This is a genomic window from Roseomonas marmotae, assembly GCF_017654485.1.
Lineage (GTDB): Bacteria > Pseudomonadota > Alphaproteobacteria > Acetobacterales > Acetobacteraceae > Pseudoroseomonas > Pseudoroseomonas marmotae.
Genome location: NZ_CP061091.1, coordinates 2,869,391 through 2,894,506, shown reverse-complemented (window position 1 = coordinate 2,894,506; position 25,116 = coordinate 2,869,391). Strand labels below are relative to the sequence as shown.

The following is a 25,116-nucleotide window of genomic DNA, read 5'->3' as shown; positions in this document are numbered from 1 at the left end:
CCGGACGGCGCGTCTAGGATAACGATGGGATATTCGTCATGCGTAATCTTCTGTTGGCGGGCATCGCGCTGATGGGCGTGGCCGGGATCCAGGTTTCCGCGGAAGCAGCGCCGCTTCTGGCAGCCCGCATCTATCAGGATGGCAACCTGATCACGAATTATAACTACCTCGGCGGCGATACGATCTCCGGCGGCGTCATCAGCGACACCAATGGTGACGGTGTGCTGTCCTTCTCGGGCAATACCTCGCTGTTCCAGTTCGTCTCTGTCTTCGCCTCCGGCGCGCCGGCCAACCCGGAGCCGACGATGGCCGGGCAGATGAACCAGATTTCGTCCAGCACCAATTTCTCCGGCACCCATACCCTGCGGCTGGAAATCACCCAGACTGATGTCTCCAGCGCCACTGCCGGTGGCCTGGCGGCGCAGCTGGCCAGCACGCTGACGGCGAACTTGCTGGCAGGCGTGAACCAGGTGGAGAGCGTGGTGCTGTCCAACTACGCCAGCGCCGGCAACATTGCCTTCGATATCACGGACGTGCTGCTGGCGACGACGACCGTCACCCCGTCCACCACGCCAGCCGACGCTCTGGGCACGGTCATCACCAACCTGTCCCTGCCGAACGAATTGTTCTCGCAGACCATGATCATCGAAGCCACCTTCACGGGCGGCGGGGCGACGATCAGCGCCAGCTCGCAGATCGTGGCGGTGCCGGAGCCGGCCTCCATCGCGCTGTTCAGCACGGGCCTGCTGGGCCTGGGCATGCTGGCGCGCACACGCCGCCGGAATTCCTGAGCATACCAGGCAGAGCGGCCGCGGCCGCTCCGCCACACTTCTCGTGGCGCCTGACACTGGGCGGTTATGACAGCGGCACCGGGCGATAGCCTGGTGCCGTGTCTGTTTCTGCCCTGCTCCCCAGCAGGTGTGACCTGCCGAAGTGTTCTAGCACTACCTGGGCATTTTGTTTGCGTATGATCTGATGGTGTGCGACGCCTCCTGCTGGAGGCGACGATGATGACGAGCATCCTTGGTGGTGGAGCAGATCTGGATCGCTGGCTAGCGCCGTTCCTGGAGGTTCTGGGGCGCAAGACCCGCCGCACCTGGGCACCGCTCTACCTGCGGGGTCTGCTCGGACCCGGCGAGCGCAAGAGCCTGCAGCCGATGGCCGCCCGGCTTGGCTTGGGCGGCCACGACCAGCTGCAGCACTTCATCGCCAGCCCCGCCTGGGATGATGCGCCGCTGTGGTCGGTGCTGGCGCAGCAGGCCGACAAGCTGGTCGGCGGTCCGCAGGCTTGGCTGGTGATCGATGACACGGCGCTGCCTAAGAAAGGCACGATGTCAGTCGGCGTGCTGCCGCAGTACTGCGGCCAACTCGGCAAGAAGGCCAATTGCCAATCGCTGGTGTCGCTCACCCTGGCACAGGGCGAGGTGCCTGTTCCGGTCGGTCTACGGCTGTTCCTGCCGGAGAAGTGGACCGATGACCCTGCACGCTGTGCCCAGGCAGGCGTGCCGGAGGCGGCGATGGCGCCGCGAACCAAGGCCGAAATCGCACTGGACGAACTCGACCGGCTGAGGGCGGCGGCGTGCGGTTCGGCACTGTGCTGGCCGATGCGGGCTATGGCGCAAGTGCGGCGTTCCGGCAGGGCCTGGATGCTCGGGATCTGCGCTGGGCGGTGGGCATCCCGCGCAACCAGAAGGTCTACAGCGCCGCCGTGCAGCTGGTGCCGCCGCAGGGACGGGCTCGTAAGCCAGTGCCGAACGAAGAGCCAGCAGAGGCGGAGAGGGTGTTGGCCTCGCAAACCTGGCGCCGCATCGCCTGGCGGCAGGGTACCAAGGGCGCATTGGCGGCCCGGTTCGCCGCGGCGCGCATCCGGGTGGGCGACGGCGCGGTTTGGGGCAACAACCGGCATCTGCCGGGTGATGAAGCCTGGCTGGTCGGCGAATGGCGCTCTAGCGGCGAGCGGAAGTACTATCTGAGCAACCTGTCCGCCGACACACCGCTGCGGGCGCTGGCGGCCACCATCAAAGGACGCTGGATCTGCGAACAGGCGCACCAGCAGCTGAAGCAGGAACTCGGGCTCGGCCACTTCGAGGGACGGTCCTGGACAGGCCTGCACCGACACGCGTTGATGAGCTGCATCGCCTGTGCCTACCTGCAGCACCTCCGCCTCGCCGCGCACCGCCGGACGAGGCGGGGGGAAAATGCGGCCCCCAATGCCGGGCCCGCCACCCTCACCAAGCCTGCCCGCCGTGCGACGCGCCATTCTCGACCGCCTGTTCAGCCATCTCGTCACGCCGATCCGATGTCCGCACTGCCGACGCAGGTTCCTGTCACCTCATCATAAAATGCCCAGGTAGTGATAGAGGTTGTTATGGACCTGCGGCCAGTTGAGCAGCCTGCTTGAGCATGATGCACGTGAAGGCGACGAGGTGCAGGTCGGCAAGGGTGCTGGCATAGCGCTCATAGTCCTTCACCAAACGGCGGAAGCGAGTAGCCCAAGCAAAGGAGCGTTCCACCACCCAGCGTCGCGGCAGCAGCACAAAGCCGCGCTTGGCCTCCGGCAGCTTGATCACCTCCAACTCGATGCCATGCGCCTTGGCAGCGTCGGCCGCCTTCTGGCCGGTATAGCCCTGGTCGACATAGGCCAGATCGACGCTCTGGCCCGTCGAGGCCTGCACGGCTTGGGCAAGCCGCCCAACCTCAGCGCGGTCGTCGGCACTGGCAGGCGTAACGTGCAGCGCCAGCAGATGCCCCAGCGTGTCCACCGCCAGGTGCAGCTTGGAACCCTTCTTGCGCTTGGCGCCATCGTAGCCCGCCCGCTCGCCGCTCTCTGGCGTGGAGCGCAAGGTCCGGCTGTCCAGGATGGCAGCGGTGGGCTGCGCCTTCCGTCCGGCAGCTAGCCGCAGCACGGTGCGGAGGTCCTCGGCCAGTGCCTCGAAGCAGCCTGCCGTCAGCCAGCGCTGCGTCTGCTGGTACACCGCCGCCCAGGGTGGCAGGTCATTCGGCATCCAGCGCCAGGGCGCGCCGGTCTTCACCACGTAGCGCAAGCCGTTGAACACTTCGCGCAGGGGATGCTCCCGCTGCCCAGCCTGCTCCGGCAAGAGCGTCAGATAGGGCGCGACCAGCGCCCATTCTTCATCAGATACATCGGATGGATACGGCTTGCGGGAACTCATGCCCCGCAACCTGGTCGTTACCAGCCCAGAGGTCCATAACAACCTCTAGTCCGAAAAAACGACGGATAGACCCGTGTAGCCAAGGCTACGGTTGGCAATTATGGCTGAATCCGTAACGAGTTTTGTAGAAAACTGTCGGCGTTCCTTACACATAAAAGAACCGTGAGGCGTAAAACCGTATAACTGACTGGAAAATAACAACGTTTTCAGTGGCACGGTACATGCTTTCCAAGAAGGCAGGCACGCCATCCAGGCCAGCCTGTCGATAGGAAGGAAATAGCGGATGCGTAAGATTCTGTTCGCGGCGGTCGCGCTGATGGGTATGACTGGCTTCCAGATCCAGGCAGAAGCCGCGCCGACCCTGTCGCTGCGCGTTTTTGAGGACGGTGTCGCGGTGCCGAGCCTTACGGCCACCTCTGATACTGGCGTTCTCAGCCTCGCGGGCGGCACGACTTACTTCTCGTTCGTCTCGGGTTTCGCCTCGGGCTCGCCGGCTAATCCCGTGCCGACCATGACGGGCCAGACGAACCAGATCTCCTCCAACACCAACTTCAGCGGCACGCATACGCTGCGGCTGGAATTCACCCAGACCGACCTGCCCAGCATCAGCGCCGGTGGCCTGACGGCGCAGCTGGCCAATACCCTGACGGCCAATCTGCTGGCCGCCCAGGGCATGGTTTCGGAGGTCACCATCTCCAACTACGCCAGCGCCAGCAACATCGCCTTCGACATCAGCGATATCCTGCTGGCCACGGCGACCTTCACCAGCCCGGCCGATGCCACCAGCGTCATCAACAGCGACCTGTCGCTGCCGAATGAGCTTTTCGCCATGACCATGGTGATCGAGGCCACCTTCACGGGCGGCGGCGCGACGCTCAGCGCCAGCTCGCAGATCGTGGCGGTGCCGGAGCCGGCCTCCATCGCGCTGTTCAGCACGGGCCTGCTGGGCCTGGGCATGCTGGCGCGCACCCGCCGCCGCAACTCCTGAATATCGGGCGGGATGGTGTGAGCCATCCCGCCACGCACGCGTCTCCGCCTCCCGCCAGGTTCCGGCCCAGGCAGGGCGGAGACAGGAAGGTTACGGGCCGGGCGCCATCGCCCGGCCCGTGCCATATGGGGCATCCGGATGGCGCGGGTGCCGCCGTGCCCGTCCACCTCCGCAGAGCCGCCATGAGCGGAGGTCTGGGGGGGTGGCCGAGAGGCGGGGGAGGGGGTAAACCGATCTCCCACCCCGACCAGGTATTCTGTGGGAATAGCGGCCGGGACCAGCCCCAACGTCACAAGAGGGACACCCGGAGATGCCTGCCTACCGCTCGCGTACGACTACCCACGGCCGCAACATGGCCGGTGCCCGTGGCCTCTGGCGTGCCACCGGCATGAAGGATTCCGATTTCGGCAAGCCGATCATCGCCATCGCCAATTCCTTCACCCAGTTCGTCCCGGGCCATGTCCACCTCAAGGACCTCGGCCAGATGGTGGCGCGGGAGATCGAGGCCGCGGGCGGTGTGGCCAAGGAATTCAACACCATCGCGGTGGATGACGGCATCGCCATGGGCCATGGCGGCATGCTCTATAGCCTGCCCTCGCGCGAGCTGATCGCCGACAGCGTCGAATACATGGTGAACGCGCATTGCGCCGATGCGCTGGTCTGCATCTCCAACTGCGACAAGATCACGCCGGGCATGCTGATGGCGGCGATGCGCCTCAACATCCCCACCGTCTTCGTCTCCGGCGGCCCGATGGAGGCCGGCAAGGTCGTGCATCGCGGCGTCAAGCGTGCGGTCGACCTGATCGACGCCATGGTCGCCGCGGCCGACAGCAGCGTGACGGATGAGGAGGTGAAGGTCATCGAGCGGTCGGCCTGCCCGACCTGCGGCTCCTGCTCCGGCATGTTCACGGCCAATTCCATGAACTGCCTGACCGAGGCGCTGGGCTTGGCGCTGCCGGGCAATGGCACGGTGCTCGCCACCCATGCCGACCGCAAGGGCCTGTTCCTGGAGGCCGGGCGGGTGATCGTGGACCTGGCGCGTCGCTACTATGAGCAGGATGATGCCACCGCCCTGCCGCGTTCCATCGCCAGCCTCGCGGCCTTCGAGAATGCGATGACGCTGGATATCGCCATGGGCGGCTCCACCAACACCGTGCTGCACCTGCTGGCCGCGGCGCAGGAGGGCGGGGTGGACTTCACCATGCGCGACATCGACCGCCTCTCCCGGCGCGTGCCGGTGCTCTGCAAGGTGGCGCCGGCCGTGGCGGATGTGCATGTCGAGGATGTGCACCGTGCCGGCGGCATCATGGGTATCCTGGGCGAGCTGGACCGCGCCGGGCTGATCAACACCGATTGCGCCACCGTGCATGCCGCGACGCTCAGCGAGGCCCTGGCCCGCTGGGATGTGCGGCGTACCGAGAGCCGCACGGCGCATGACTTCTTCCGCGCCGCGCCCGGCGGCATCCCGACCACCGAGGCCTTCAGCCAGTCCGCCCGCTGGGAGGAACTGGACCTGGATCGCGAGAAGGGCGTGATCCGCGACCTCGACCATGCCTTCTCCCGCGACGGCGGGCTGGCCGTGCTCTACGGCAACCTGGCCGAGGACGGCTGCATCGTGAAGACGGCGGGCGTGGATGCCAGCATCCTGACCTTCAGCGGCCCGGCCCGGCTCTTCGAGAGCCAGGACGCCGCCGTGGAGGGCATCCTGGGTGGCCGCGTGGTGGCGGGCGATATCGTGCTGATCCGCTACGAGGGGCCGAAGGGCGGCCCGGGCATGCAGGAGATGCTCTATCCGACCAGCTACCTGAAGTCGAAGGGCCTGGGGAAGGCCTGCGCCCTGGTGACGGATGGCCGCTTCTCCGGCGGCTCCTCCGGCCTTTCCATCGGCCATGTCTCGCCGGAGGCAGCCGAAGGCGGGACGATCGGGCTGGTGGAGGAAGGCGACCGGATCGAGATCGACATCCCCAACCGGGTGATCCGCCTCGCCGTGCCGGACGAGGAGTTGCAGCGCCGCCGCGCCGCCATGGAGCAGAAGGGCGAGACGGCCTGGCAGCCGGAGAACCGCGAGCGGCAGGTCTCGGCCGCGCTCCGGGCCTATGCGGCCCTGACCACCAGCGCCGCGCGCGGCGCGGTGCGCGACGTGGACCAACGCCGCCGGCGCTAACCAGCACCGCCGGCGCTGATACCGGCAAACAAAAGCCCGCCGCGCGGCCTGCGCGGCGGGCTGGCTTTTCAGCCGAAGGTCTGGAGCAGGTCGTCCACCTGCTCCGGCGTCAGTTCCCGCGGGCCCTGGCCGCGCAGCATCAGCGCCAGCTTGGCGGATTCCTCCAGTTCCTCCGCCGCATAGACCGCATCCACGAGGGTCTTGCCCGAGACGACGGGGCCATGATTGGCCAGCAGAATGGCGCGTGCCTCGCGGGCGGCGTCATGAATGTCCTGCTCCATGGCGGCATCGCCGGGGCGGTAGTAGCGGATCACCGGCAGCTTCCGCCCGACGCGCATGACGAAATAAGGCGTCAGCGGCGGGATGGGCGCCGTGTCCTCCGGCCCCGCCAGGCAGCCGATGGCGGTGGCATAGGTGGAGTGCAGATGCACCACGGCACCCGCCTCCGGCCGCGCGGTCAACACGGCGCGGTGCATGAAGACCTCCTTCGAGGGCTTGTCACCGCTGATGTGGTTCCAGCCCAGGTCGAGCTTGCTGATGCGCTCGGGTTTGAGCCGGCCCAGGGAGGAATTGGTCGGCGTCATCAGATAGCCGTCCGGCAGGCGCACGCTGATATTGCCGGCGCTGCCGACGGAATAGCCCCGCGCGAAGAGGCTGGCGCCGAGTTCGACGAGAAGGTCGCGCAGTTCGGACTCGGTCATGTTTCCATTCCATGCAGTGAGAACAGCGGCCGGGAGGCAGTAAGGGTGGGGCGCCGGAACACCGGCGCCCCGCCGGAGCGTCATCCGAAGATGGCGTTGAGCACCAGCAGCGTGACCAGGCTGGTGGCCCAGCCGATGGTGCTGGGGATCGACCAGGTCAGCATCTGATGCTTGGCGCTCTTCACGCCGAGGATGCGATTGATGACCCAGAAGTAGCTGTCGTTGAAGTAGCCGAAGACCATCGAGCCGATGCAGGCCGCCTGGGCCGCGAAGACCAGGTTCACATCCGGGATCTGCGCCAGGATGGGGGCCGAGATGGAGGCGCCGGTGATCATGGCCACCGTGCCGCTGCCCTGGATCAGGCGCACCAGCGTGGCGATGACGAAGGGGATCAGCACGGCCGGCAGCGGCAGGGTCGCCACCCACTGGCCGATATAGGTGCCCGTGCCGCTGTCGCGCAGCACCGCGCCCAGCGCGCCGCCGGCGCCCGTCACCAGCATGATGATGCCGGCGGCCTCGATGCCCTTCTCCAGCTCCGCCATCGTCTCGTGCTGGGTCAGATTCCGCGCCAGGCCATAGACGGCGATGATGACGCCCAGGCCCACCGCGATCACGGGATTGCCGATGAAGGCGCAGGCCTGCACCAACGGGCTGCTGGCTGAGGCACCGCCGGCGGTGACGATGCCGGAGACGACGGTGTTGACGAAGATCAGCAGGATCGGCACGGCGATCGGCAGCATGGACAGCCAGAGCGGCGGCAGCACCTTCTCGCGCGCCGTGGCATCCTGCTTGAACTGCTCGAAGGCGGCGGAGGTGGTCAGGGTATCGCCGGTCTCCCGCTGGATCATCGCCTCGATCCTCGGGCCCATGGCGCGGGCATAGAGGATGATGGTGAAGGTGGCGGGCAGCGTCAGCACCACGCCCCAGAAGATCATCAGCCCGATATCGACGCCGAAGATGCCGGCCGCGCCCAGCGGGCCCGGGGTCGGCGGCACGGCATGGTGCGTCAGCATCAGCCCGCCCGCCAGGGCGATGCCCAGCGTCAGGACGGAACGGCCGGTATTGCGTGCCAGCGCGCGCACCAGCGGGTTGAGGATGACGAAGGCGCTGTCGCAGAAGATGGGGATGGAGACGATGTAGCCGGTGGCCATCATTGCCCATTCCTCCTTCTTCTCACCGAGCCAGCGGACCAGGGTGATGGCCAGCTTCTCGGCGGCGCCGGAGATCTCCAGGATACGGCCCATCATCACGCCGAAGCCGATGACGAGGCCGATGGTCGAGAGGGTGGCGCCGAAGCCGGTGGTGATGGACTTCACCACGGCATCCGGGGCCATGCCGGCGGAGAGGCCGGCGATGGAGGCGGCGATCACCAGCGCCACGATGGCGTGGACCTTGGTACGCAGGACCAGGAAGATCAGCAGTATGATGCCAAAAACCAGGCCGACAATGGCCTGCGGCCCGACCGCTTGAGCGGCAGCGTTCATTGAAGTCTCCAGGCATTCTCAGAAGTGCCGCCAGACCGGGCGCCCGGCGGTATTGGACTCAGCGGACGAATTCGTCCTTGTACTGGCGCACTACGCTGTCGAAGTCGCTGTCGCGGGTGAAGCCCAGCGCCAGCGGGCGGGCGACATCGAACGCACCGGGCCAGGAGCAGACGATATCCATCACCCGCTGCTCCAGCTCATGGCTGACCAGGGCACGGGAGGCGGCGCCGCCGACCCGCTCCAGGCTCGCCAGCATCTCCGCCACCGTCACGCAGAGGCCCGGCAGGTTCAGCGTGCGCCACTGGCCGATCTTCGCGCTATCCACCGCGATGGCATGGACGAGGTTGGCTACCGCCGCGTCGGGGGAGGAGAGCCACATCCGCGTCTCCAGCGGCACCGGGCAATTGGCGGGGATGCCGGCCAGGGGCTCACGGATGATGCCGCTGGCGAAGGAGGAGGCGGCGGAATTCGGCTTGCCCGGCCGCACGACGATGGTCGGCAGGCGGCAGACCCGGCCATCGACGAAGCCCTTGCGGGAATAGTCGTTGACCAGGAATTCGCCGATCGCCTTCTGCGCGCCATAGGTGGAGGCCGGCATCAGCGCCATGCTCTCCGGTACCACCTCCGGCATCTCGCCGCCGAAGACGGCGAGCGAGCTGGTGAAGACGAAGCGCGGCGCGCGGCCGGTGGCGCGGGCGGCTTCCAGCAACGCACGGGTGCCGTCCACGTTCACCCGCATCGCCAGGTCGAAATCCTGCTCCGACCCGCCGCTCAGCACGGCCGCCAGGTGGTAGACGCCGACCGTATCGGGGGTGATGACGCTGCGCGCGAAAGCCGGGTCGGCGATATCGCCGGTCACGGAGGAGACGCGCGGGTCCTGCACGGGGCAGGGGACGAGATCGACGGAGACGATGCCGTCGAATGCCGGCACGCCGTCCTTGCCGCCGCCCTGCGCCAGCAGCGCGCGGATGACGCGGCTGCCCAGGAAGCCGGCGCCGCCGGTGACGATGATCTTCATGCGGATCTGCTCCTTATGAATCGCTGTCCGGCGTCGCGATGTGCAGGGCGATGCCCCGTTGCGCGATGGCGGCGCGGACATTCTCCGGCAGGCCGGAATCGGTGACGATGGCCGACAGCGCCTCCAGCGGCACGGCATTGAAGGTGCCGATGCGCCCATATTTACTGCTGTCGGTGACGAGGATGCTGCGCGCCGCGCTTTGCGCGATGGCGCGCTTCACGGCCACCTTGTTCTCCGAGGGCGTGGAGACGCCGCGCAGCCCGAAGGAGGAGGTGGAGATGAAGGCGATGTCGAAATTGAAGCGGCGGATGGCCTCGGCGGCCGGGTCACCGACACAGGACTGGTTCTCCCGCTCCACCGCGCCGCCGGTGTGATAGAGGGGGCAGCGCGCCTCCCGCGTCAGGAAGGCGGCAATGACGAAGTCATTGGTGACGACCGCGATATCCTCCCGGCCTGCCAGGCCACGCGCAATCTCCAGCGTCGTGGTGCCGGCATCGAGATAGATGACGGCGCCCGGCGGGATCAGCCCGAGCGCCAGCCCGCCGATCGCCACCTTCTCCGCATGCGCCATCGTTGCCTTGGTGACATGCGGTGGCTCGATGGAGATGCGCTGCGGCAGGCTGATGCCGCCGGCGACGGACATGACGCGCCCCTCGCGTTCCAGCTGCTGGATGTCCCGCCGCACGGTCATATGCGAGACGCCCAGCAGTTCCGTCAGCTCGGCGATGCCCAGCGCGCCACGCCCGGAGAGGCGGGCGACGATCAGGTTCTGCCGCTCGGCGGGGATCATGCCGCCCCTCAGCGCGCCTTGTAGGGGGCGAACCAGCCGAGGCCGGCCGTGGTCTCGCCGCGCGGATTGTATTCGCAGCCGATCCAGCCCTGGTAGCCGACGCGGTCCAGCACGCCGTAGAGATGCGGGTAGTTCAGCTCGCCCTCATCCGGCTCGTGCCGGTCCGGCACGGAGGCGATCTGCACATGGGCGAACTTGCCGGCCATCTTCTCGATCAGCTTCGTCAGGTCGCCGTCCATGATCTGGGCGTGATAGAGGTCGAGCTGAACGGCGACATTCGGCCGGCCGACCTTTTCCACCAGCGCCACGGCTTCCAGCTGATGCGCGATGAAATAGCCGGGCATGTTGCGGCTGTTGATCGGCTCCACCAGCAGGGTGATGCCTTCCGGCGTCAGGGCATCCGCGGCGAAGCGGAAATTCTCGATGAAGGCGGCCTCACAGGCGGCGCGGTCCATCCCCTCGGTGATGCCGGACATGGCATGCAGGGTCTTGCAGCCCAGCGCCTTGGCATAGGTCAGGGCGGTCGCGACATTGTCGCGGAATTCCTGCTCCCGGCCGGGAATGGCGGCCATGCCACGCTCGCCCGCCGCCCAGTCGCCGGGCGGCATGTTGAACAGCGCCTGGGTCAGCCCCGCTTCCTTCAGCCGGGCCGCCACCACTTCCGGCGGATGCTCGTAGGGAAAGAGGAACTCGACGGCCTGGAAGCCCGCCTTCGCCGCCGCGCCGAAGCGGTCGAGGAAGGGCAGCTCGGTGAACATCATCGAGAGATTGGCGGCGAAACGCGGCATCTGTTCGATCTCCTTCAGGCCGCCAGGTCCTGCGCTTCGAAGAAGAAGCGCTCCTGGCCGAAATTGCCGGACTTCAGGGCCAGCGAGAGCGGCTTGCCCACGGCGCGCACCCAGGGCACGCCCGGGGCGATCTGCGGGCCGATATGGAAGCCACCGATGCCCAGGGACTGGGTGACGATGCCCGAGGTCTCGCCACCGGCGACGATGAACTGGTCGAAGCCAGCCGCCTCCAGCTGCTTCGCCAGGGCGCCGAAGAGGCGCTCCACGGCCTCGCTGGCCTCGGCGGCGCCGAAGCGCTCCTGCAGTTCCTTCAGCTTCGCTGGCTCGGTGGTGGCATAGACCAGGGGGGCGAGGCCGTCCTTCGGCTGCGCCAGCACCCAGGCCGCCAGTTCCTCCGCATAGCCTTCGGCATCGGAGAGGCAGCGCTCCACCGAGACCGCCAGGGCAGGGGCGGATTGCCGGTACGCGGCCACCTGGGCATTGGTCATCTGCGAGCAGGAGCCGGAGAGCACGACGGCGCGGCCCCTGGCGGGACGGCCCTCGGCGGCGGCGGCGGCGGCATCGCCGGTGCCCGCCCAGGCGCGGGCCATGCCATCGGCGAGGCCGGAACCACCGGTGACCAGCTTCATATCGGCCACGGCCTGGCCCATCACCACCAGATGCGCGTCGTTCAGCGCATCCAGCACGGCATAGCGGAAGCCCTTGGCCTTCAGAGCCGCCAGGGCGGCGCGCACGGCGTCCGGCCCCTGGTCCATGACGGTGCTCGGCACATTGCCGGTCTTGCCCTGGGACTGCGCGTCCATCAGCCGCATCAGATTGGCATCCGTCATGGGCGTGACGGGGTGGTGGCGCATGCCGGATTCATCCAGCGGCACGCCGTTCACGAAGAGATAGCCGTTGTAGATGGTGCGGCCATTCACGGGCAGCACAGGGCAGATGACGGTGAAGTCCTCGCCCAGCGCCTCCAGCAGCGCATCCGTCACGGGCCCGATATTGCCCTTCGGGGTGCTGTCGAAGGTGGAGCAATACTTGAAGAAGAACTGCGGGCAGCCGCGCGCGCGCAGCCAGTCGAGCGAGGCCAGGCTCTGGGAGACTGCCTCCTCCACCGGGCAGGAACGGGTCTTCAGGCTGATGACGACGGCATCCACATCCACCTGCAGATCGGCCGGCGGCACGCCGTTCAACTGCACCGTGCGAAGCCCATTGGCCACCAGGAAGCCGGCGATGTCGGTGGCGCCGGTGAAGTCGTCGGCGATCACACCCAGGCGCATGCTCACTTCTCCTTCACGCCGGGCAGGCTGATGCCGGCGAATGTCTTGATCACGGCCGCATCATCCTCGCGTCCGAAGCCGGCATTGCTGGCATTGGCGAACATGGTGTAGGCGGTGCTGGCCAGCGGCAGCGGGAAATTGAGGGAGAGCGCCGTCTCCGTCACCAGCCGCAGGTCCTTCACGAAGATGTCCACCGCCGAATGGGGCGTGTAGTCGCCATCGACGACATGCTTCATGCGGTTCTCGAACATCCAGCTATTGCCGGCGGCGTTGGTCACCACCTCATACATGGTATCCAGCGGGATACCGGCGCGGGCGGCCAGCGCCATGGCCTCGGCCCCGGCGGCGATATGCACGCCGGCCAGGAGCTGATGGATGATCTTGACGGTGGCGCCGAGGCCGATCTCCTCGCCGATCTCATAGACCTTGCCGGCCACGGCATCGAGCACGGGCCGCAGCTGGTCGAAGGCGGCGCGCGGGCCGGCTGCCATGACAGTCATTTCCCCCGCGGCGGCCTTGGCGGCGCCGCCGGAGACCGGGGCGTCCAGCATCAGCAGGCCCATGGGCGCCAGCTCGGCGGCGATGGCGCGGGAGTCCTCGGCGGAGATGGTGGCGGAGACCATGATCCCCGTGCCCGGCCGCAGCTTTGCCGCCAGCCCCTCGGGGCCGAAGAGGACGGCCCGGCACTGCGCGGCATTCACCACCAGCAGCAGCACGGCATCCAATTCGCTGGCGAAGGCGCGGGCATCGGCGCCGGCGGCCTCGGCCCCGGCTTCCTTGAGCGCCTGACAGGCGGCGGGGTTCAGGTCGGCCCCGTAGGTGGCCAGGCCGGCTTTGACGCAGGATCGCGCCGCGCCCATCCCCATGGAGCCAAGGCCGACGACGCATACCCGATACTTGTTATCGCTCATGGGGCCAACCTCGATGTGAATTTTTGATCGCCGACTGGTGTGAAGGGCGGTTACGCCTATTTCCCCGCCAAGGAAAGACCATAATTGCACAAATTTTAACATAACGTATCGGAAGGACCGCGCGTGCGGTTGTTCCGGTTCCGGCTTGTTGCCGCCGAGACAGGATTGGAAGTGGGGCGTAATTTCCATGAAGGAACGATATCGGCGTCCACAAGGGCGCGGCCGGCAGGGAGAGTGCCGGCTGACAACGCCGCGTTCCGAGCGGGTCGTCAGTATTGAGCCATCCCTGGCCGGGCAGGGGATGGAAGCCGGGGGCAAGCCGCCGCCATGGCCGGGCGGCGGCTTCAGTCAGGCGTTCAGCGGGCCATCTTCACGCCGCGCAGGCGGATCAGTCCGTCCGGTATCTGTTCAAACCCCTCGATGCTGCGCTTCAGGCCGACGACGTTCTTGCTGCTCCAGAGATACATCAGGGGCAGGTCCTGGCGCTCGATCTCCCAGAACCTGGCGTAGAGGGCTCGGCGCTCCGCCGGGTCGGTCGGCAGGCGCGCCTGGTCCAGCAGCGCATCGGCCTCGGGGTTGCTCCAGCGGCCATAGTTGAAGGTGCCGCGGCTGTGCAGCAGCTGCCACATGTTGCCATCGGCATCGGCGCGGCCGGACCAGCCGATCATATAGGCCTGGAAGTCGCCCGCATAACCCGCCTGCAGGGAGGAGGCGAATTCCATCACCCGCAGCTTCACGTCGAAGCCGGCCTCGGCCGCCATGGCCTGGATGACCTCCGCGGCCTGCTGGATATCCGGGCTGTTGCTGGTGGTGATAGTCACCGGCACCGGCAGCTTCACGCCCGCCTGTTGCAGCAGCGCCTTGGCCCTCGCCAGGTCACGGGGGGGCGGCTGCAGTTCCTGGAAATACATGGGCGAGGAAGGCGGGTTGGCCTGGATGGTGGGCGTGTGCAGCCCGTCATAGACCACCTGGATCAGCGCCGTGCGGTCGATGGAGGCCTCGAAGGCCTGCCGCACCAGCCGGTTCTGGCCGATATCGGTCCTGGAATTCGGCCCGTTGTTGATGTTGAAGTTGATGCCGGTATAGGCCAGCCCGTCGCCGATCATGATCCGCAGCTTCGGGTCGTTGCGGATTTCCGGCACGTCGTTCGGGGTGATCTGCTCCACCAGGTCCAGGCTGCCGGCACGCAGATTGGCCGTGCGGACATTGGTGCTCGGCATGGGGCGGTAGACGACCTGGTCGAAATAGTAGTTCGCTGCATCCCAGTGGCCGGGATAGCGGCGCAGCGTGATGCGGTCCTGCGCCACGCGGCTGTCGAAGGCATAGGGGCCGGCGCAGACGGGCCGGGTGCCGAACTGGTTGCCCGCCGCCTCGGCCGCCTTGGGAGAGATCATGATTCCCGCGCGGTCCGTCAGCAGGGTCAGCAGGGGTGCATTGGGTGCCTTCAGCACGAGGCGGATCGTCAGCGGGTCGATGACCTCCACCGCCTGGATCGAGTTCACCTCGCCCACGCGCATGGAGCCGTTCAGCGTCAGGTCGCGGTTGATCTTGTATCTGACGGCCTCGGCATTGAAGGGCTCGCCGTCCTGGAAGGTGACATTCGGCCGCAGCCGGATGACCAGGCGGGTCGGGCTCTCATATTCCCAGCCCATGGCCAGCTGGGGCACCACATTCAGCTTGGCGTCGAGGTCGAAGAGCTTGTCGCACATCGCCGCGTAGACGATGCGACCGACATAGCTGGAGCCCAGCGTGGGATCGAGCAGGTCGGGGTCCTCGCGCATGCCGATATTGAGCGTGCCCTGCGCGTAAGCGGGAGCGGCGGCCAGCAGGGCGCAGGCGGCAAGGAGAAGGCGTCGCATCGGATGGTCTCCCCGGGGCTGAGGGTTCAGGCGGTAGAGGAGGATGACAGCGGCCGGCCGTCACGCGCGATGGCGGCCTCGATCACCGCGCGGTCCGTCTCGCCCCAGGGATCGGTGCTGCCGGCCAGATGGCGGCGGAACACGGCATAACGCTCCAGGCTGACGCGGTAGAGGCGGCGCAGCTCACCCAGAGGGTCGGGATGGTCGTCGGCGCGGATATCGAGATCGGGGTAGGGGTCGGCGGTGCAGATCTTCAGCCCGGCGCCCTGCCGGCCCCGCTTGTCGCCACCCGCGGCCTCGCCAGCTTCCATGGCCGTCAGCAGCCGCTCGGCCAGGCTCCCGCTGGCGCCGAGGAAACCATCCAGCGTGGCCTGCACCACGGCGGGGCCGGCCAGCATGTTGCCGGCCACCGAGACATCGACGCCCCGTACATGCCCGGCCCAGGTGATGCAATCCGGCCCGCTGTGCTGGGCGATCCGTCCCCGCGCGTCGATGACATGGAACTGCCGCTGGCTCCTGCCCGGGTCGCCTTCCATCAGCGCGTCGAGCACCTCCTGCGGTGCCTCGCCGGCGCGCAGCCGGGGCATGGCCTTCACGGCATACATGGGGTTGACCAGTGCCTGGGTCGCCAGGGCAGCGACGCCGCCCTCGACATGGATGCACAATCCGCCCACGGCGAAGAAACGGGAAGCCACGGCCGCGCCAAGCGCGCCGGTGGCAGGGTCCCTCACAAGAATCGACCAGGTCATGAATTCAAGCATCGCCCAGCGTGGCAGATGCCGCAAGGCAAACCCCTGCCGGCCCGGGACATGCCCGCCGATGACAACAATCAACGCGCCTGCCTTCCCTTCGGCTGCCAAACCGGATGCCACCCGGCGGCGAGGCCTCGGGTGGGCCCGCCAGAACGGGACGACGCCCATCGACAGGCGCGTGCCGGCAGTGTCTCCTGGCCAAACGCCATCAAGGGAGGGAAGATCATGGAATATCGTCATCTCGGCCGCACCGGCCTGTCCGTTTCGCCCCTCTGCCTGGGCACCATGATGTTCGGCGGCCAGACCGATGAGGCGACAGCGGCCCGCATCATCGACCGGGCGCGGGAACAGGGCGTCAACTTCATCGACACCGCCGACGTCTACAATGCCGGCCTGTCCGAGGAGATCACGGGACGCGCCATCCGCGCGCAGCGCGGCCACTGGGTGGTGGCGACGAAGCTGGCCAATCCGGTGGGAGCAGGGCCGAATGACCGCGGCCTCTCGCGCCGGCACTGCCAGATGGCGGCCGAAGCCAGCCTGCGCCGCCTGGGCCTGGACGCCATCGACATCCTGTATCTGCACAAGGAAGACCATGGCACGCCGCTGGCGGAGACCGTGCATGCCGTGGCGGACCTGATCCGTGCGGGCAAGATCCGCTACTTCGGCGTCTCCAACTACCGTGCCTGGCGGGTGACGGAGATCTGCCGCCTCTGCGACGAAGCCGGGATCGACCGGCCGGTGGTCAGCCAGCCCTACTACAACGCCCTCAACCGCATGCCGGAGGTCGAGCACCTGCCGGCCTGTGGTTATCTCGGCCTGGGCGTCGTGCCCTATAGCCCGCTGGCGCGCGGGGTACTGACGGGCAAATACGTCGTCGACGCCCCACCACCCGCCGATACGCGTGCGGGCCGCGCCGACAGGAGGATGCTGGAAACCGAGTGGCGCCCGGAAAGCCTGACCATCGCGCAGAAACTGCGCGCGCATGCTGAGGGACGAGGCATTACAGCCGGGCAGTTTGCGGTTTCCTGGGTGCTGAACAACAGGTTGGTGACGGCCTGCATCAGCGGCCCGCGTACCGAGGCGCAGTGGGAGGACTACGTTGGCGCCCTGTCCTATCACTTCACGGCCGAGGACGAGGCATTGGTCGACGGCCTGGTGCCGGCAGGACATCCCTCCACACCCGGCTACAACGATCCCGCCTATCCTCTGGAAGGCCGGCTCCCGCACAGCGATTGACAGCCCGGCCAGGATGCGGGCGCCCCCACTCCGGCCGATCCGTGGATGGACGCCATTCCGGGGTCTGGATGGCCTTATCCCTCGTGCCAGACGCTTCCGCCTTCCGGCCCCCAGTACCCCGTCCGGTTGCTCAGAGCAGCGCTTTGCGTCCGCTGGCGGCGGGCTCGCGGGGGTAACCTTCCCGCAGCACATCCACAGTCGCGGTAAAGACATATCCCAGGCCACGTTCCGTGCGGATCAGCGAGGGTTGAGATGGGTCCTTCTCCAACTTCCTCCGTAGCCTCAGGATGACAACATCGATGCTGCGGTCATAGATATCCTGGTCATTGCCGCGGCTGCCGGCCAAAAGCTGGTCCCGGCTGAGGATCTGCTGCGGCGTCCGCAGAAAGACGTGGAGGAGATTGAACTCCCCCCGTGTCAGCCGCATCGTTTCTCCGTCCGGGGCGATCAGGTGGCGGCGCTTCAGGTCCAGTTCCCAGCCCTGGAAGCGGTAGCGGAGATTGGCCTGGCGAGTGGCGATCCGGCGATCTGCGGCCTCTCCACGGCGCAGAATGACCCGCACCCGTGCCAGCAATTCACGTAGCCCGAAAGGCTTCGGAAGATAGTCATCCGCGCCGAGTTCCAGCCCGACGACCTTGTCGATTTCATCTGTACGGTGACCGGTGATGATGATCACCGGAGCACCCGTCAGAGGGCCGATACGGCGGAGCAGTTCCAGCCCATCCTCCTCGGCCAGCTGCAGATCAAGGATGATGAGATCGACTGGGTGCGCGCGGATGATGCGGACCATCTCGGCGCCGTTCGCGACTGCTGTTACCGTGAAGGCATGGCCTGTGAGGTAGTCCCGGATCATCTGCCGCATGGAGGCGTCGTCGTCGACGACGAGGATATGCGCGGGGATCATGGCCTATCTCCGGCCTGCGGCGCTGGGCTGCGGGCGATATACCGGTTCAGTAACTCACCGAGTGGGCGGAACTGGAGCGGCCTCGATACAATGCCGGCTATGCCGGCCCGTTTCCGCCGCCACGGTCCTGGATCGCCTTCTTCGGCCATGAGGACGATGGGGAGTTCAGGACGCAGATCACGGACCTGTCGCGTGAATGCCACGACGTCATCGGGCGAGGCGCCGCTCGCCGCCATGACCAGGTTGAAATCGTCTGGCGCAGCGCGCAGCCTTTCCCAGGCCGCAGCCGCACTTCCGGCTCCGACCGGCTCGTAGCCCAGCGCCGCAACCATCTCCTCGGCCAGAAGCAATTGTTGCTGGTCGGGCTCGACCAACAGAATCGCCTCACCCGCGCCCTTCGGCACGGCGCAATGGACGCTGCGGCGCGGGGCCACCGGCTCGGCCTCGGTCAGCGGCAGGTAGACGGAGAAGGTAGTGCCCTCGCCAAGGCGGCTCTGCACGTCGAGCGCGCCGCCGTGTCCCATGACGATGCCGTGGACGACGGCAAGCCCCAGCCCCGTGCCCTGGCCTGGACCCTTGGTGGTGAAGAAGGGTTCAAAGATGCGGGCCAGCAGCGTGGGTGGAATCCCGCTTCCGGTATCTGCCACCGCCAGGCGGAAATATGTGCCGGCGGCGAGCTCCCCGTGCGACAGCGTCGTTGCGTATGGGAGCAAGGCAGTGCTGCAAGACACCTTGACCACCCCCTCTTCGCCCATGGCCTGGGCGGCATTGTGCCCGAGATTCACGACGATCTGCCGCAGTCCCACCGCATCGCCGCTGATCACGGCTTCGGGCGCATCCATGGCCAGGGAAAGTGTGACATCGCGGGGAAGGGAAACCCGGATCATCTCCAAAGCCTCCTGCACTACCGGCTGCGGGCGCAGCGGTTCGCGCCGCCATGCGGGAGCACGGCTGAACGTCAGGATCTGGTCGACCACGGCCTTGGCATGGCCTCCGCTGCTCAGGATCTGCGACACGTAGCGATGCGCGGCGCCGCTCCGTCTCAGGGCGCCGAGCGCCAGCTCGGCATGGCCCAGCATTGAGCCAAGGGTGTTGTTGAACTCATGCGCGATGCCGCCTGCGAGCGTCCCGAGGGCTTCAAGGCGCTCCGCATGCGCGAGGCGCGTCCGGAGGGCCTCCTGTTCGGCTGCGGCTTCTTCCCGCGCGAAGGCTCCGCCGAAAAGATTGGCCAGTGTGTACAGGGCTGCGGCATGCCGGTTGCTGGAGGTCATGGCCGCGGCCGTATCCTCCAGGGAGAGCATGCCGCGGCTGCGCTGGGAGGGGCCAATCGTCACCGCCATCCAGGACTGCAGGCCAAGTCGCCGGAGAAGCGTTCTGGCTGGCCCTGGCTGCAGCCGGCCGACATCAGCGACGATGGCGACTCCGTGTTCATCCAGCGGCCAGTTGTCGAGAAGTTGCATGAGCTCCATCCCTGCTTCGCCAGGGGCGGCATTCTGACGAGCCCATTCATGATGGCCATTCACGCCCTCCGGCGCGTCCTTGAGGATAATGCGGACCCGGTCAATGCCGAAATGCTCGCCGATCTTGGCGAGAGCTGGGATGATGCATTCGCCGATCTTCCCCTGGGGTTGGTTCAGCAGGGCAGAGGATGTCTTCGCGACCAGTGTTTCGACAGCCAGCTGCTGACGAAGGTGCCGCGCTTGCCGTTCCAGGCGCAGGACAAGAAAGAGAGTGTATGCAGCCAGTGCGATGGCGGCACTGTACAGCGCCAGCCGGAACATCCTGGCACGTGCCGAGATCCGGCCGTAAGCCTGGAGATATGCCTCGTGGAACTGTTGTGCCGGTTGCACGACAGGCCCCTCCTGCAAGGCCTTGAGGCTGGCATTGACGGCTGGCAGGGCCGTGGCGATGACCCGCGCATGCGCGATCAGCGTCGCGTAGCGCTCAGCCTCCGGCAGGGTGGCGAGGTGACGGGCCGCCGTCATCACCTCTGCCGGCAGCGCACTCGGCGGGTCGCTGGTCAGGCGCAGCACACTGGTAGCCAGGCGGATGACCTCGGCGGCACCATCGGCCATTCCACCGCCGGGGCCAATGATCTCGCGCACCGCGCGTTCGAACACCCGTCGGGAATTCTGCACCAGCGCATTCTGGGTCTTGAATCGTTCCAGCCGGTCATTCTGCTCTTCAAGGGCGGAACGCAGCGCGGCGGTCTGGGTTCTTAGCTCCGGGACCTCGGAAGCGAGGAGTTCGGCCTGCCGGTCCAGCGTGCTGCTCATTGCCGAGAGCGGGTCATAATCGGACAGCAGGCCAGCACGTGCGCGCAGGACATCGCGCTGCAGCGACGCATTCATCAGGTCGATGGTGCGCAGGGCACCGAGTACCCGTTCATGCCGGATCTCGTCCGGCGTTCCGGCCCGCTGCAATAGAAAGGTCAATAACACCAGAACCGCGATGAATGATGACAGAAGCATGCGTCGCATGGTCAGCGGTCCTGACGGGCCGGCAAGGACCTCAGCGCCTCTCCGGCATAAGTGCCGGTCAGCGTCTGAAGAAAGGCCACGATCCGCGTGACCTCCTCCGGCAATAGTTCACGACCGAGCTGCCGCTGGCCCATCAACCGCACGGCCTCTCCGAGCAGCGGCTGCCGGCCGTCATGGAAGTAGGGCGCCGTCTCCGCGACATTTCGGAGGCTGGGCACCCGGAACAGGTAGCGGTCCTCCTCACGCCCCGTCAGCAGGAACCGGCCAAGATCGGCGGGTTGGCTGTCCTCGGTGGCTGGTTCGGCGGGCGGAAACACACCGAAGCGCTGGAACAGGTTTCCACCGATATTGCGTCCCTGATGACAGGCGATGCATCCGTAGTCGCGGAACAGGAGGAAGCCTTTCTTCGCGGCTTCGCCGATGGCGCCTTCATCCCCCCGCAGGTAACGGTCGAATGGTGCATCGGGCGTGACGAGGGAACGCTGGAACTGCACAAGCGCGTCCAGGATCGCCTCGCGCCGCGGCTCCTGTCCATAGGCGGCCCGGAAGCGGCGCTGGTAGTCGGCATCGACCTGAAGGCGTGGCAGGATCACTGACCAGCTGCCATCCATCAGGTCTGGATGCAACAGGACAGCTTCGCTCTGGCGCTGAAGATCGCGCTGGTTTCCGCGCCAGTTCATATAGGGATTGAGGGCCGCGTTGAAGATCGACGGGGTGTTGAAATCATGGCGCCGGCCGCTGGCGCCGACGGGCCGTTCAATGCCATCCGCGCCACCGTGGTCGAGCATGTGACAGGAGCTGCAGGACAGGGTGTGAGTCCCTGACAGGCGGGCATCTCTGAACAACATACTGCCAAGTTCTACTTTGCGTCCGTCGAGTTCCGGAAGCTGGATGGGCCTGATGGCCTGCTGCTCCGGATGGTCAGCCGGCACCGCCGGCGTCGCAAGAAGGAGACCGAGCATCAATACGCTATGACGCAAAGCGACCCAGCCAGGCCGGGCGGTCCATCGCTCGGTCATCCCATTTTCCCTCTCCAACCCGAAGCCCGCTCCGTGGGTCAGCGGCTGGCCTGGCCGGTGAAATTTCCTCCCGCTCCTGAGGATGGCGGGGGGGCGCGGCGTATCCTGCCGCCTATCCTATCGACGGGCGGCGGATGCCGCTATGCCGCACCTCAGCGGAAGGCCATGATGGATCCGAAAGTGGCAACAAATTACCTTGAAACTTCGCGGCGGGAGCACACGGCTGACGGCGCAGACGGCTCGGAACGGGTCCTGCCCGCTTTCAGATGGCGGTGAGCGTCGCCGCCGCGATCTCGGCGCGCATCCAGCGGTTCTCGGCGTCACGATGGCGCCTTTCGTGCCAGATCAGGCAGACCTCATATGGCGGCAGCTCCACCGGAACTTCCATGACCCGGAGCGGCAGCATCGCGGCCAGGCGTGTGGCGACGCGATGCGGCACCGTCAGCACCAGGTCCGTTTCAGCGATCATCATCGGCGCCGTCATCGCATTCGGCACCAGGACAGGGTCGCGGCCGGACAGCTGCAGGCGTGCCAGGCTGTCATAGATCTTGCCGAAGCCGTCCTCGGAACCGGGGGCGATGACGGCGTGGCGCAGCGCCGCGAAACTGTCCGGCGTCCAGGGCTGCGACAGCGCCGGATGGTCCTGTCGCAGCAGGCAGGCGAAGCGGTCTGAATACAGCTTGCGCCGATAGGTCCCGGACGGGGTGTCGTGGATCTGGCCGATGGCGAAATCGATCTCCCCCTGCTCCAGCCGCTTCAATGCCCCGGCTAAAGACGAGTCCACCACCACATCCAGATCCGGCGCGCGCTCCCGCGCCCGCGGCAGCAGGCGGGGCAGCAGCACCAGGGCCTGGTGGTCGGACATGGCCAGGGTGATCGTGGACCGGCATTCCCCAGGCAGGAAGCTGCGGCTGCCCAGCAGCTCACGGATCTGCGCCAGGATCGGCGGCAAGGCCTCGGCCAACCGTTCGGCCCGTGGTGTCGGCACCAGGCCGGCGGAACTGCGGACCAGGAGGTCGTCTTTGAGCATGCCGCGCAGCCGCGCCAGGGATCGGCTCATGGCTGGCTGGCTGAGGCCCACGCGCTGTCCGGCATGGGTGACGTTGCGGCACTCCAGCAGGGCATCCAGCGCCACGAGCAGGTTCAGGTCGAAAGCCGCCAGGTTGATATCGGCGCCGCCACGCGCGGCGCTGGTCGGGGCCGGACGGGACGTCGCAAGGCGGTTGGCCGGGTCGATCCGGCTCGCGGTATTAGACATCGATCCCCCATTTGGAAGCAGCGCCCCGAGAGGCACGGCCGGGTCTTTGCCGCCTGATTGTTAAGGCGTGATGTCATCTGACGGCTGCTTGGTTACGGCTGAAACAGACGCATGCCAGCATGCCGACATATTGAGTTTGCATGTGCCCCGGGGGTGCCGCCCGTCATAGCTGACGGCATCAGGGACCATTATCCGGATGGGTGCCGCGTGATCTCACTTTCCTCCGCCTATCATGCCTTGGCTGCCTCCAGCGCCGGCGCGGTGCGCCGGCACAATGAGGATGCCTTCCTCCTCCGCTCCGCCGATGGCCTCTGGGTGCTCTCGGATGGCATGGGCGGACATGCGCGCGGGGACCTCGCCAGCCGGCGCATCGTCGATGCCCTCTCTGCGGCCTGTCTGCCGGTGCCGATCACAGCGGTGGCCGTGCAGAGGCAGCTTGCCGCCGCCCATGTCGATCTGGTGGCCACTGCGGCGGCACTGGGCGGCGGGGCGGTGGTAGGCGGCACGGTGGTGGTGGCGCTGATCCATATGGGGCTGATCACCTGTCTCTGGGCCGGCGACAGCCGCCTGTACCGGCTGCGCGGCGATCGCCTGCTGCAACTCACCCGCGACCATTCCCGGGTGCAGGCATTCATCGATGCCGGGCTAGTGACGGCGCGGGAGGCCCGGCATCACCCGGCGGCGCATGTCATCACCCGCGCTGTCGGTGCGCCGCAGGGGCTTGAACTGGAGAGTATCCGGGAGCCTGTACAACCAGGGGACCTCTTCCTGCTCTGCAGCGATGGGTTGACCGGAGTGGTGGCGGAGGACGAAATCGCCGCCATCCTGGCGAGGCCGCCCGGTCCCGACCCTGTGGTGGCGCTGCTGGACCTGGCGCTGCGCCGTGGCGCCCCCGACAATGTGACGGCTGTCCTGTTGCGCGAGGCAGAGCCGGCGCGGCCTGGCGGTACCTGAAAAGCTGTTCGGATCGTTACTGCCGGCCAGCAGTTCAGGCTGAGGCTCCGGGCTGCCGGCGGAGGAAGGCCTTACGTTCCGCCGGCGCCTCGATATGCCGGGCCATTGCCTCCCACAGCGCCGCCAGGGTGGGCGCCTGCTGCGCGCCGCGCCGCACCAGCAGCCCGGCCACCGGGCCCAGATGCTGTGCCAATGCCTGCCGCAGCTGGTCCAGATCGGCCAGGGTCCAGGCGGCGGCCGGTGCCGGTTCGGCCGCAGCCAGTAGGTCGCCTGCCTCGCGGCTGAACCGGTCGCGGGCGTCGCCGCCCTCGATGGCGCGCGCCAGGCTGGCGCAGATGGCATCGCCGTCTTTTTCCCGCAGCGAGGCCTCCCGTATCAGATAGCCGGCGATCGGGCCGACATAGCGGGTCAGGACCTGCTGCAATTCGCGCAGCGTGCCCTGCGGCAGCGGTGTCGGCCCTGGCCGGCCACCGGCCGCCGGGACGGGTGCCAGACGTGTCTCCTCGGTATCCGAGCCGCCGGCCGGCAATGGCGCCGGCGGCGGCAGGCCAGGGCATTCGCGCAGCGCCGCCGCCATCTCGGCGGCGGATGCGAAGCGTGCTTCCCGGCTCTTGCTGAGCACCCGCGCGATGATGGCACGCAGGGCCTCCGGCAGGTCGGGGCCAGCCGGTGGAAGGGCGCGCGGTTTCGCGTGCAGCAGCGCCTGCATGATGCCGGATGGGGTTCCGGAACCGAAAGGCCGTTCCCCGGACAGCATCTCCTGCAACAGTACGCCGACCGAGAAAAGGTCGCTGCGCGCATCCGGCGCCTCTCCCCGGCACTGCTCGGGAGACATGTAGCTCGGCGTGCCTGCCGTGCCTGGGCCGTCGGTAGCCGAGGCCAGGTGGGCGATACCGAAATCCGACAGCCGCGCCCGCCCGTCGCGGCCCAGGAGAACGTTGGAGGGCTTGATGTCGCGATGGATCACGCCCTGCCCATGCGCCGCCTGCAACGCGTCCAGCAGTTGCACCGCGACGGCCACGGCGGTGCCGGTGGCAAGCCGCCCGCCTGCCCGCCGAAGCGCGCCCGCCAGGTCCTCCCCCTCCACATATTCCATGACCAGGAAGGGCTGGCCTTCATGTTGCGCGGCGTCGAAGAGGCCGACGATATGGGGATGCATGCAGCGCCCCGCCGCCCGCGCCTCGTCCCGGAAGAGCGCCAGGGCGGCGTCGCCATCCTGGCCGCCCAGAAGCGCCGGGTGGATCAGCTTGATGGCGACGGCGCGGTCGATGACCGGATCATGCGCCCGGTAGACCAGGCCCATGCCGCCGCGCCCGAGCAGGGCGCGGACCTGATAGCGGCCGATGCAGGCGGGCATCTCGCCCAT

Annotated in this window: 20 protein-coding genes and 1 pseudogene; 6 read left to right on the top strand and 15 right to left on the bottom strand. The window is 67.3% G+C overall.

Annotated elements, in window-relative coordinates:
- Window positions 1-38 precede the first annotated feature (38 nt).
- The gene (locus IAI58_RS23070) at window positions 39-791 is read left to right on the top strand and encodes a PEP-CTERM sorting domain-containing protein (protein ID WP_237182627.1); all 753 of its coding nucleotides are present in this window, start codon (window positions 39-41) and stop codon (window positions 789-791) included.
- A gap of 219 nt (window positions 792-1,010) precedes the next feature.
- A pseudogene (locus tag IAI58_RS13595) lies at window positions 1,011-2,341 on the top strand (IS701 family transposase).
- A gap of 25 nt (window positions 2,342-2,366) precedes the next feature.
- Here the strand turns inward: IAI58_RS13595 and IAI58_RS13590 are convergent.
- The gene (locus IAI58_RS13590; protein ID WP_208775912.1) at window positions 2,367-3,173 is read right to left on the bottom strand and encodes an IS5 family transposase; all 807 of its coding nucleotides are present in this window, start codon (window positions 3,171-3,173) and stop codon (window positions 2,367-2,369) included.
- Window positions 3,174-3,456: 283 nt separating this feature from the next.
- Between IAI58_RS13590 and IAI58_RS13585 the strand changes: the two genes are divergently transcribed.
- Both IAI58_RS13585 and ilvD read left to right on the top strand, forming a co-directional pair.
- Window positions 3,457-4,161, top strand: a complete 705-nt coding sequence (locus IAI58_RS13585) for a PEP-CTERM sorting domain-containing protein (protein ID WP_237182192.1) — start codon at window positions 3,457-3,459, stop codon at window positions 4,159-4,161.
- A 310-nt stretch (window positions 4,162-4,471) separates the two neighbouring features.
- The gene (gene ilvD / locus IAI58_RS13580) at window positions 4,472-6,325 is read left to right on the top strand and encodes a dihydroxy-acid dehydratase (protein ID WP_207445273.1); all 1,854 of its coding nucleotides are present in this window, start codon (window positions 4,472-4,474) and stop codon (window positions 6,323-6,325) included.
- Window positions 6,326-6,393: 68 nt separating this feature from the next.
- Here the strand turns inward: ilvD and otnC are convergent, their stop codons facing one another.
- From otnC to IAI58_RS13535, 9 genes are all read right to left on the bottom strand, one after another.
- Window positions 6,394-7,026, bottom strand: coding sequence for a 3-oxo-tetronate 4-phosphate decarboxylase (gene otnC / locus IAI58_RS13575; protein ID WP_207445274.1), 633 nt, complete (start codon window positions 7,024-7,026; stop codon window positions 6,394-6,396).
- Between the two features lie 80 nt (window positions 7,027-7,106).
- On the bottom strand, window positions 7,107-8,510 hold the full coding sequence (locus IAI58_RS13570) for a GntP family permease (RefSeq protein WP_207445275.1): 1,404 nt from the start codon (window positions 8,508-8,510) through the stop codon (window positions 7,107-7,109).
- Between the two features lie 58 nt (window positions 8,511-8,568).
- The gene (gene denD, locus IAI58_RS13565) at window positions 8,569-9,528 is read right to left on the bottom strand and encodes a D-erythronate dehydrogenase (protein WP_207445276.1); all 960 of its coding nucleotides are present in this window, start codon (window positions 9,526-9,528) and stop codon (window positions 8,569-8,571) included.
- A gap of 13 nt (window positions 9,529-9,541) precedes the next feature.
- Complete coding sequence (locus IAI58_RS13560; RefSeq protein WP_207445277.1) at window positions 9,542-10,318, bottom strand: DeoR/GlpR family DNA-binding transcription regulator; 777 nt, start codon at window positions 10,316-10,318, stop codon at window positions 9,542-9,544.
- An 8-nt stretch (window positions 10,319-10,326) separates the two neighbouring features.
- Complete coding sequence (gene otnI / locus IAI58_RS13555) at window positions 10,327-11,106, bottom strand: 2-oxo-tetronate isomerase (RefSeq protein ID WP_207445278.1); 780 nt, start codon at window positions 11,104-11,106, stop codon at window positions 10,327-10,329.
- A gap of 14 nt (window positions 11,107-11,120) precedes the next feature.
- Entirely contained in the window at window positions 11,121-12,377 is a 1,257-nt protein-coding gene (otnK, locus tag IAI58_RS13550) for a 3-oxo-tetronate kinase (protein WP_207445279.1), read from the bottom strand.
- A 2-nt stretch (window positions 12,378-12,379) separates the two neighbouring features.
- On the bottom strand, window positions 12,380-13,288 hold the full coding sequence (gene ltnD / locus IAI58_RS13545) for an L-threonate dehydrogenase (RefSeq protein ID WP_207445280.1): 909 nt from the start codon (window positions 13,286-13,288) through the stop codon (window positions 12,380-12,382).
- A 356-nt stretch (window positions 13,289-13,644) separates the two neighbouring features.
- Window positions 13,645-15,147, bottom strand: a complete 1,503-nt coding sequence (locus IAI58_RS13540; RefSeq protein ID WP_207445281.1) for an ABC transporter substrate-binding protein — start codon at window positions 15,145-15,147, stop codon at window positions 13,645-13,647.
- Between the two features lie 26 nt (window positions 15,148-15,173).
- Window positions 15,174-15,896 carry a DUF1028 domain-containing protein gene (locus tag IAI58_RS13535; protein WP_207445282.1) on the bottom strand — a complete coding sequence of 241 codons (723 nt, stop codon included), beginning with the start codon at window positions 15,894-15,896 and terminating at the stop codon, window positions 15,174-15,176.
- Between the two features lie 228 nt (window positions 15,897-16,124).
- On the opposite strand from IAI58_RS13535, the gene IAI58_RS13530 reads away from it, so the two are divergent.
- Window positions 16,125-17,135: an aldo/keto reductase gene (locus IAI58_RS13530; RefSeq protein ID WP_207445283.1), complete on the top strand. Its 1,011-nt coding sequence runs from the start codon at window positions 16,125-16,127 to the stop codon at window positions 17,133-17,135.
- 130 nt (window positions 17,136-17,265) lie between these two features.
- Here IAI58_RS13530 and IAI58_RS13525 read toward each other — a convergent pair whose 3' ends face one another.
- From IAI58_RS13525 to IAI58_RS13510, 4 genes are all read right to left on the bottom strand, one after another.
- The gene (locus IAI58_RS13525; RefSeq protein WP_207445284.1) at window positions 17,266-18,039 is read right to left on the bottom strand and encodes a response regulator; all 774 of its coding nucleotides are present in this window, start codon (window positions 18,037-18,039) and stop codon (window positions 17,266-17,268) included.
- The gene (locus IAI58_RS13520; RefSeq protein WP_207445285.1) at window positions 18,036-20,519 is read right to left on the bottom strand and encodes a DAHL domain-containing protein; all 2,484 of its coding nucleotides are present in this window, start codon (window positions 20,517-20,519) and stop codon (window positions 18,036-18,038) included. Before IAI58_RS13520 ends, IAI58_RS13525 begins: the two co-directional genes overlap by 4 nt.
- Before the next feature lie 2 nt (window positions 20,520-20,521).
- Window positions 20,522-21,538 carry a cytochrome-c peroxidase gene (locus tag IAI58_RS13515; protein ID WP_207445286.1) on the bottom strand — a complete coding sequence of 339 codons (1,017 nt, stop codon included), beginning with the start codon at window positions 21,536-21,538 and terminating at the stop codon, window positions 20,522-20,524.
- A gap of 262 nt (window positions 21,539-21,800) precedes the next feature.
- Entirely contained in the window at window positions 21,801-22,796 is a 996-nt protein-coding gene (locus IAI58_RS13510) for a LysR family transcriptional regulator (protein WP_207445287.1), read from the bottom strand.
- Window positions 22,797-23,003: 207 nt separating this feature from the next.
- On the opposite strand from IAI58_RS13510, the gene IAI58_RS13505 reads away from it, so the two are divergent.
- A complete protein-coding gene (locus IAI58_RS13505; protein ID WP_237182852.1) occupies window positions 23,004-23,750 on the top strand; it encodes a PP2C family protein-serine/threonine phosphatase in 747 nt (248 codons plus the stop codon).
- Between the two features lie 34 nt (window positions 23,751-23,784).
- On the opposite strand, the gene IAI58_RS13500 is transcribed toward IAI58_RS13505, so the two are convergent.
- Window positions 23,785-25,116 (bottom strand): serine/threonine-protein kinase, encoded by a 1,332-nt coding sequence (locus IAI58_RS13500; RefSeq protein ID WP_207445289.1) that lies wholly within the window; start codon window positions 25,114-25,116, stop codon window positions 23,785-23,787.

What these genes read in the sequence shown, in the direction of transcription:
- IAI58_RS23070 (WP_237182627.1), top strand. Translation starts at nt 39, where the DNA reads ATGCGTAATCTTCTGTTGGCGGGCATCGCGCTGATGGGCGTGGCCGGG.
- IAI58_RS13590 (WP_208775912.1), bottom strand. Translation starts at nt 3,173, where the DNA reads ATGAGTTCCCGCAAGCCGTATCCATCCGATGTATCTGATGAAGAATGG.
- IAI58_RS13585 (WP_237182192.1), top strand. Translation starts at nt 3,457, where the DNA reads ATGCGTAAGATTCTGTTCGCGGCGGTCGCGCTGATGGGTATGACTGGC.
- ilvD (WP_207445273.1), top strand. Translation starts at nt 4,472, where the DNA reads ATGCCTGCCTACCGCTCGCGTACGACTACCCACGGCCGCAACATGGCC.
- otnC (WP_207445274.1), bottom strand. Translation starts at nt 7,026, where the DNA reads ATGACCGAGTCCGAACTGCGCGACCTTCTCGTCGAACTCGGCGCCAGC.
- IAI58_RS13570 (WP_207445275.1), bottom strand. Translation starts at nt 8,510, where the DNA reads ATGAACGCTGCCGCTCAAGCGGTCGGGCCGCAGGCCATTGTCGGCCTG.
- denD (WP_207445276.1), bottom strand. Translation starts at nt 9,528, where the DNA reads ATGAAGATCATCGTCACCGGCGGCGCCGGCTTCCTGGGCAGCCGCGTC.
- IAI58_RS13560 (WP_207445277.1), bottom strand. Translation starts at nt 10,318, where the DNA reads ATGATCCCCGCCGAGCGGCAGAACCTGATCGTCGCCCGCCTCTCCGGG.
- otnI (WP_207445278.1), bottom strand. Translation starts at nt 11,106, where the DNA reads ATGCCGCGTTTCGCCGCCAATCTCTCGATGATGTTCACCGAGCTGCCC.
- otnK (WP_207445279.1), bottom strand. Translation starts at nt 12,377, where the DNA reads ATGCGCCTGGGTGTGATCGCCGACGACTTCACCGGCGCCACCGACATC.
- ltnD (WP_207445280.1), bottom strand. Translation starts at nt 13,288, where the DNA reads ATGAGCGATAACAAGTATCGGGTATGCGTCGTCGGCCTTGGCTCCATG.
- IAI58_RS13540 (WP_207445281.1), bottom strand. Translation starts at nt 15,147, where the DNA reads ATGCGACGCCTTCTCCTTGCCGCCTGCGCCCTGCTGGCCGCCGCTCCC.
- IAI58_RS13535 (WP_207445282.1), bottom strand. Translation starts at nt 15,896, where the DNA reads ATGACCTGGTCGATTCTTGTGAGGGACCCTGCCACCGGCGCGCTTGGC.
- IAI58_RS13530 (WP_207445283.1), top strand. Translation starts at nt 16,125, where the DNA reads ATGGAATATCGTCATCTCGGCCGCACCGGCCTGTCCGTTTCGCCCCTC.
- IAI58_RS13525 (WP_207445284.1), bottom strand. Translation starts at nt 18,039, where the DNA reads ATGATCCCCGCGCATATCCTCGTCGTCGACGACGACGCCTCCATGCGG.
- IAI58_RS13520 (WP_207445285.1), bottom strand. Translation starts at nt 20,519, where the DNA reads ATGCGACGCATGCTTCTGTCATCATTCATCGCGGTTCTGGTGTTATTG.
- IAI58_RS13515 (WP_207445286.1), bottom strand. Translation starts at nt 21,538, where the DNA reads ATGACCGAGCGATGGACCGCCCGGCCTGGCTGGGTCGCTTTGCGTCAT.
- IAI58_RS13510 (WP_207445287.1), bottom strand. Translation starts at nt 22,796, where the DNA reads ATGTCTAATACCGCGAGCCGGATCGACCCGGCCAACCGCCTTGCGACG.
- IAI58_RS13500 (WP_207445289.1), bottom strand. Translation starts at nt 25,116, where the DNA reads ATGGGCGAGATGCCCGCCTGCATCGGCCGCTATCAGGTCCGCGCCCTG.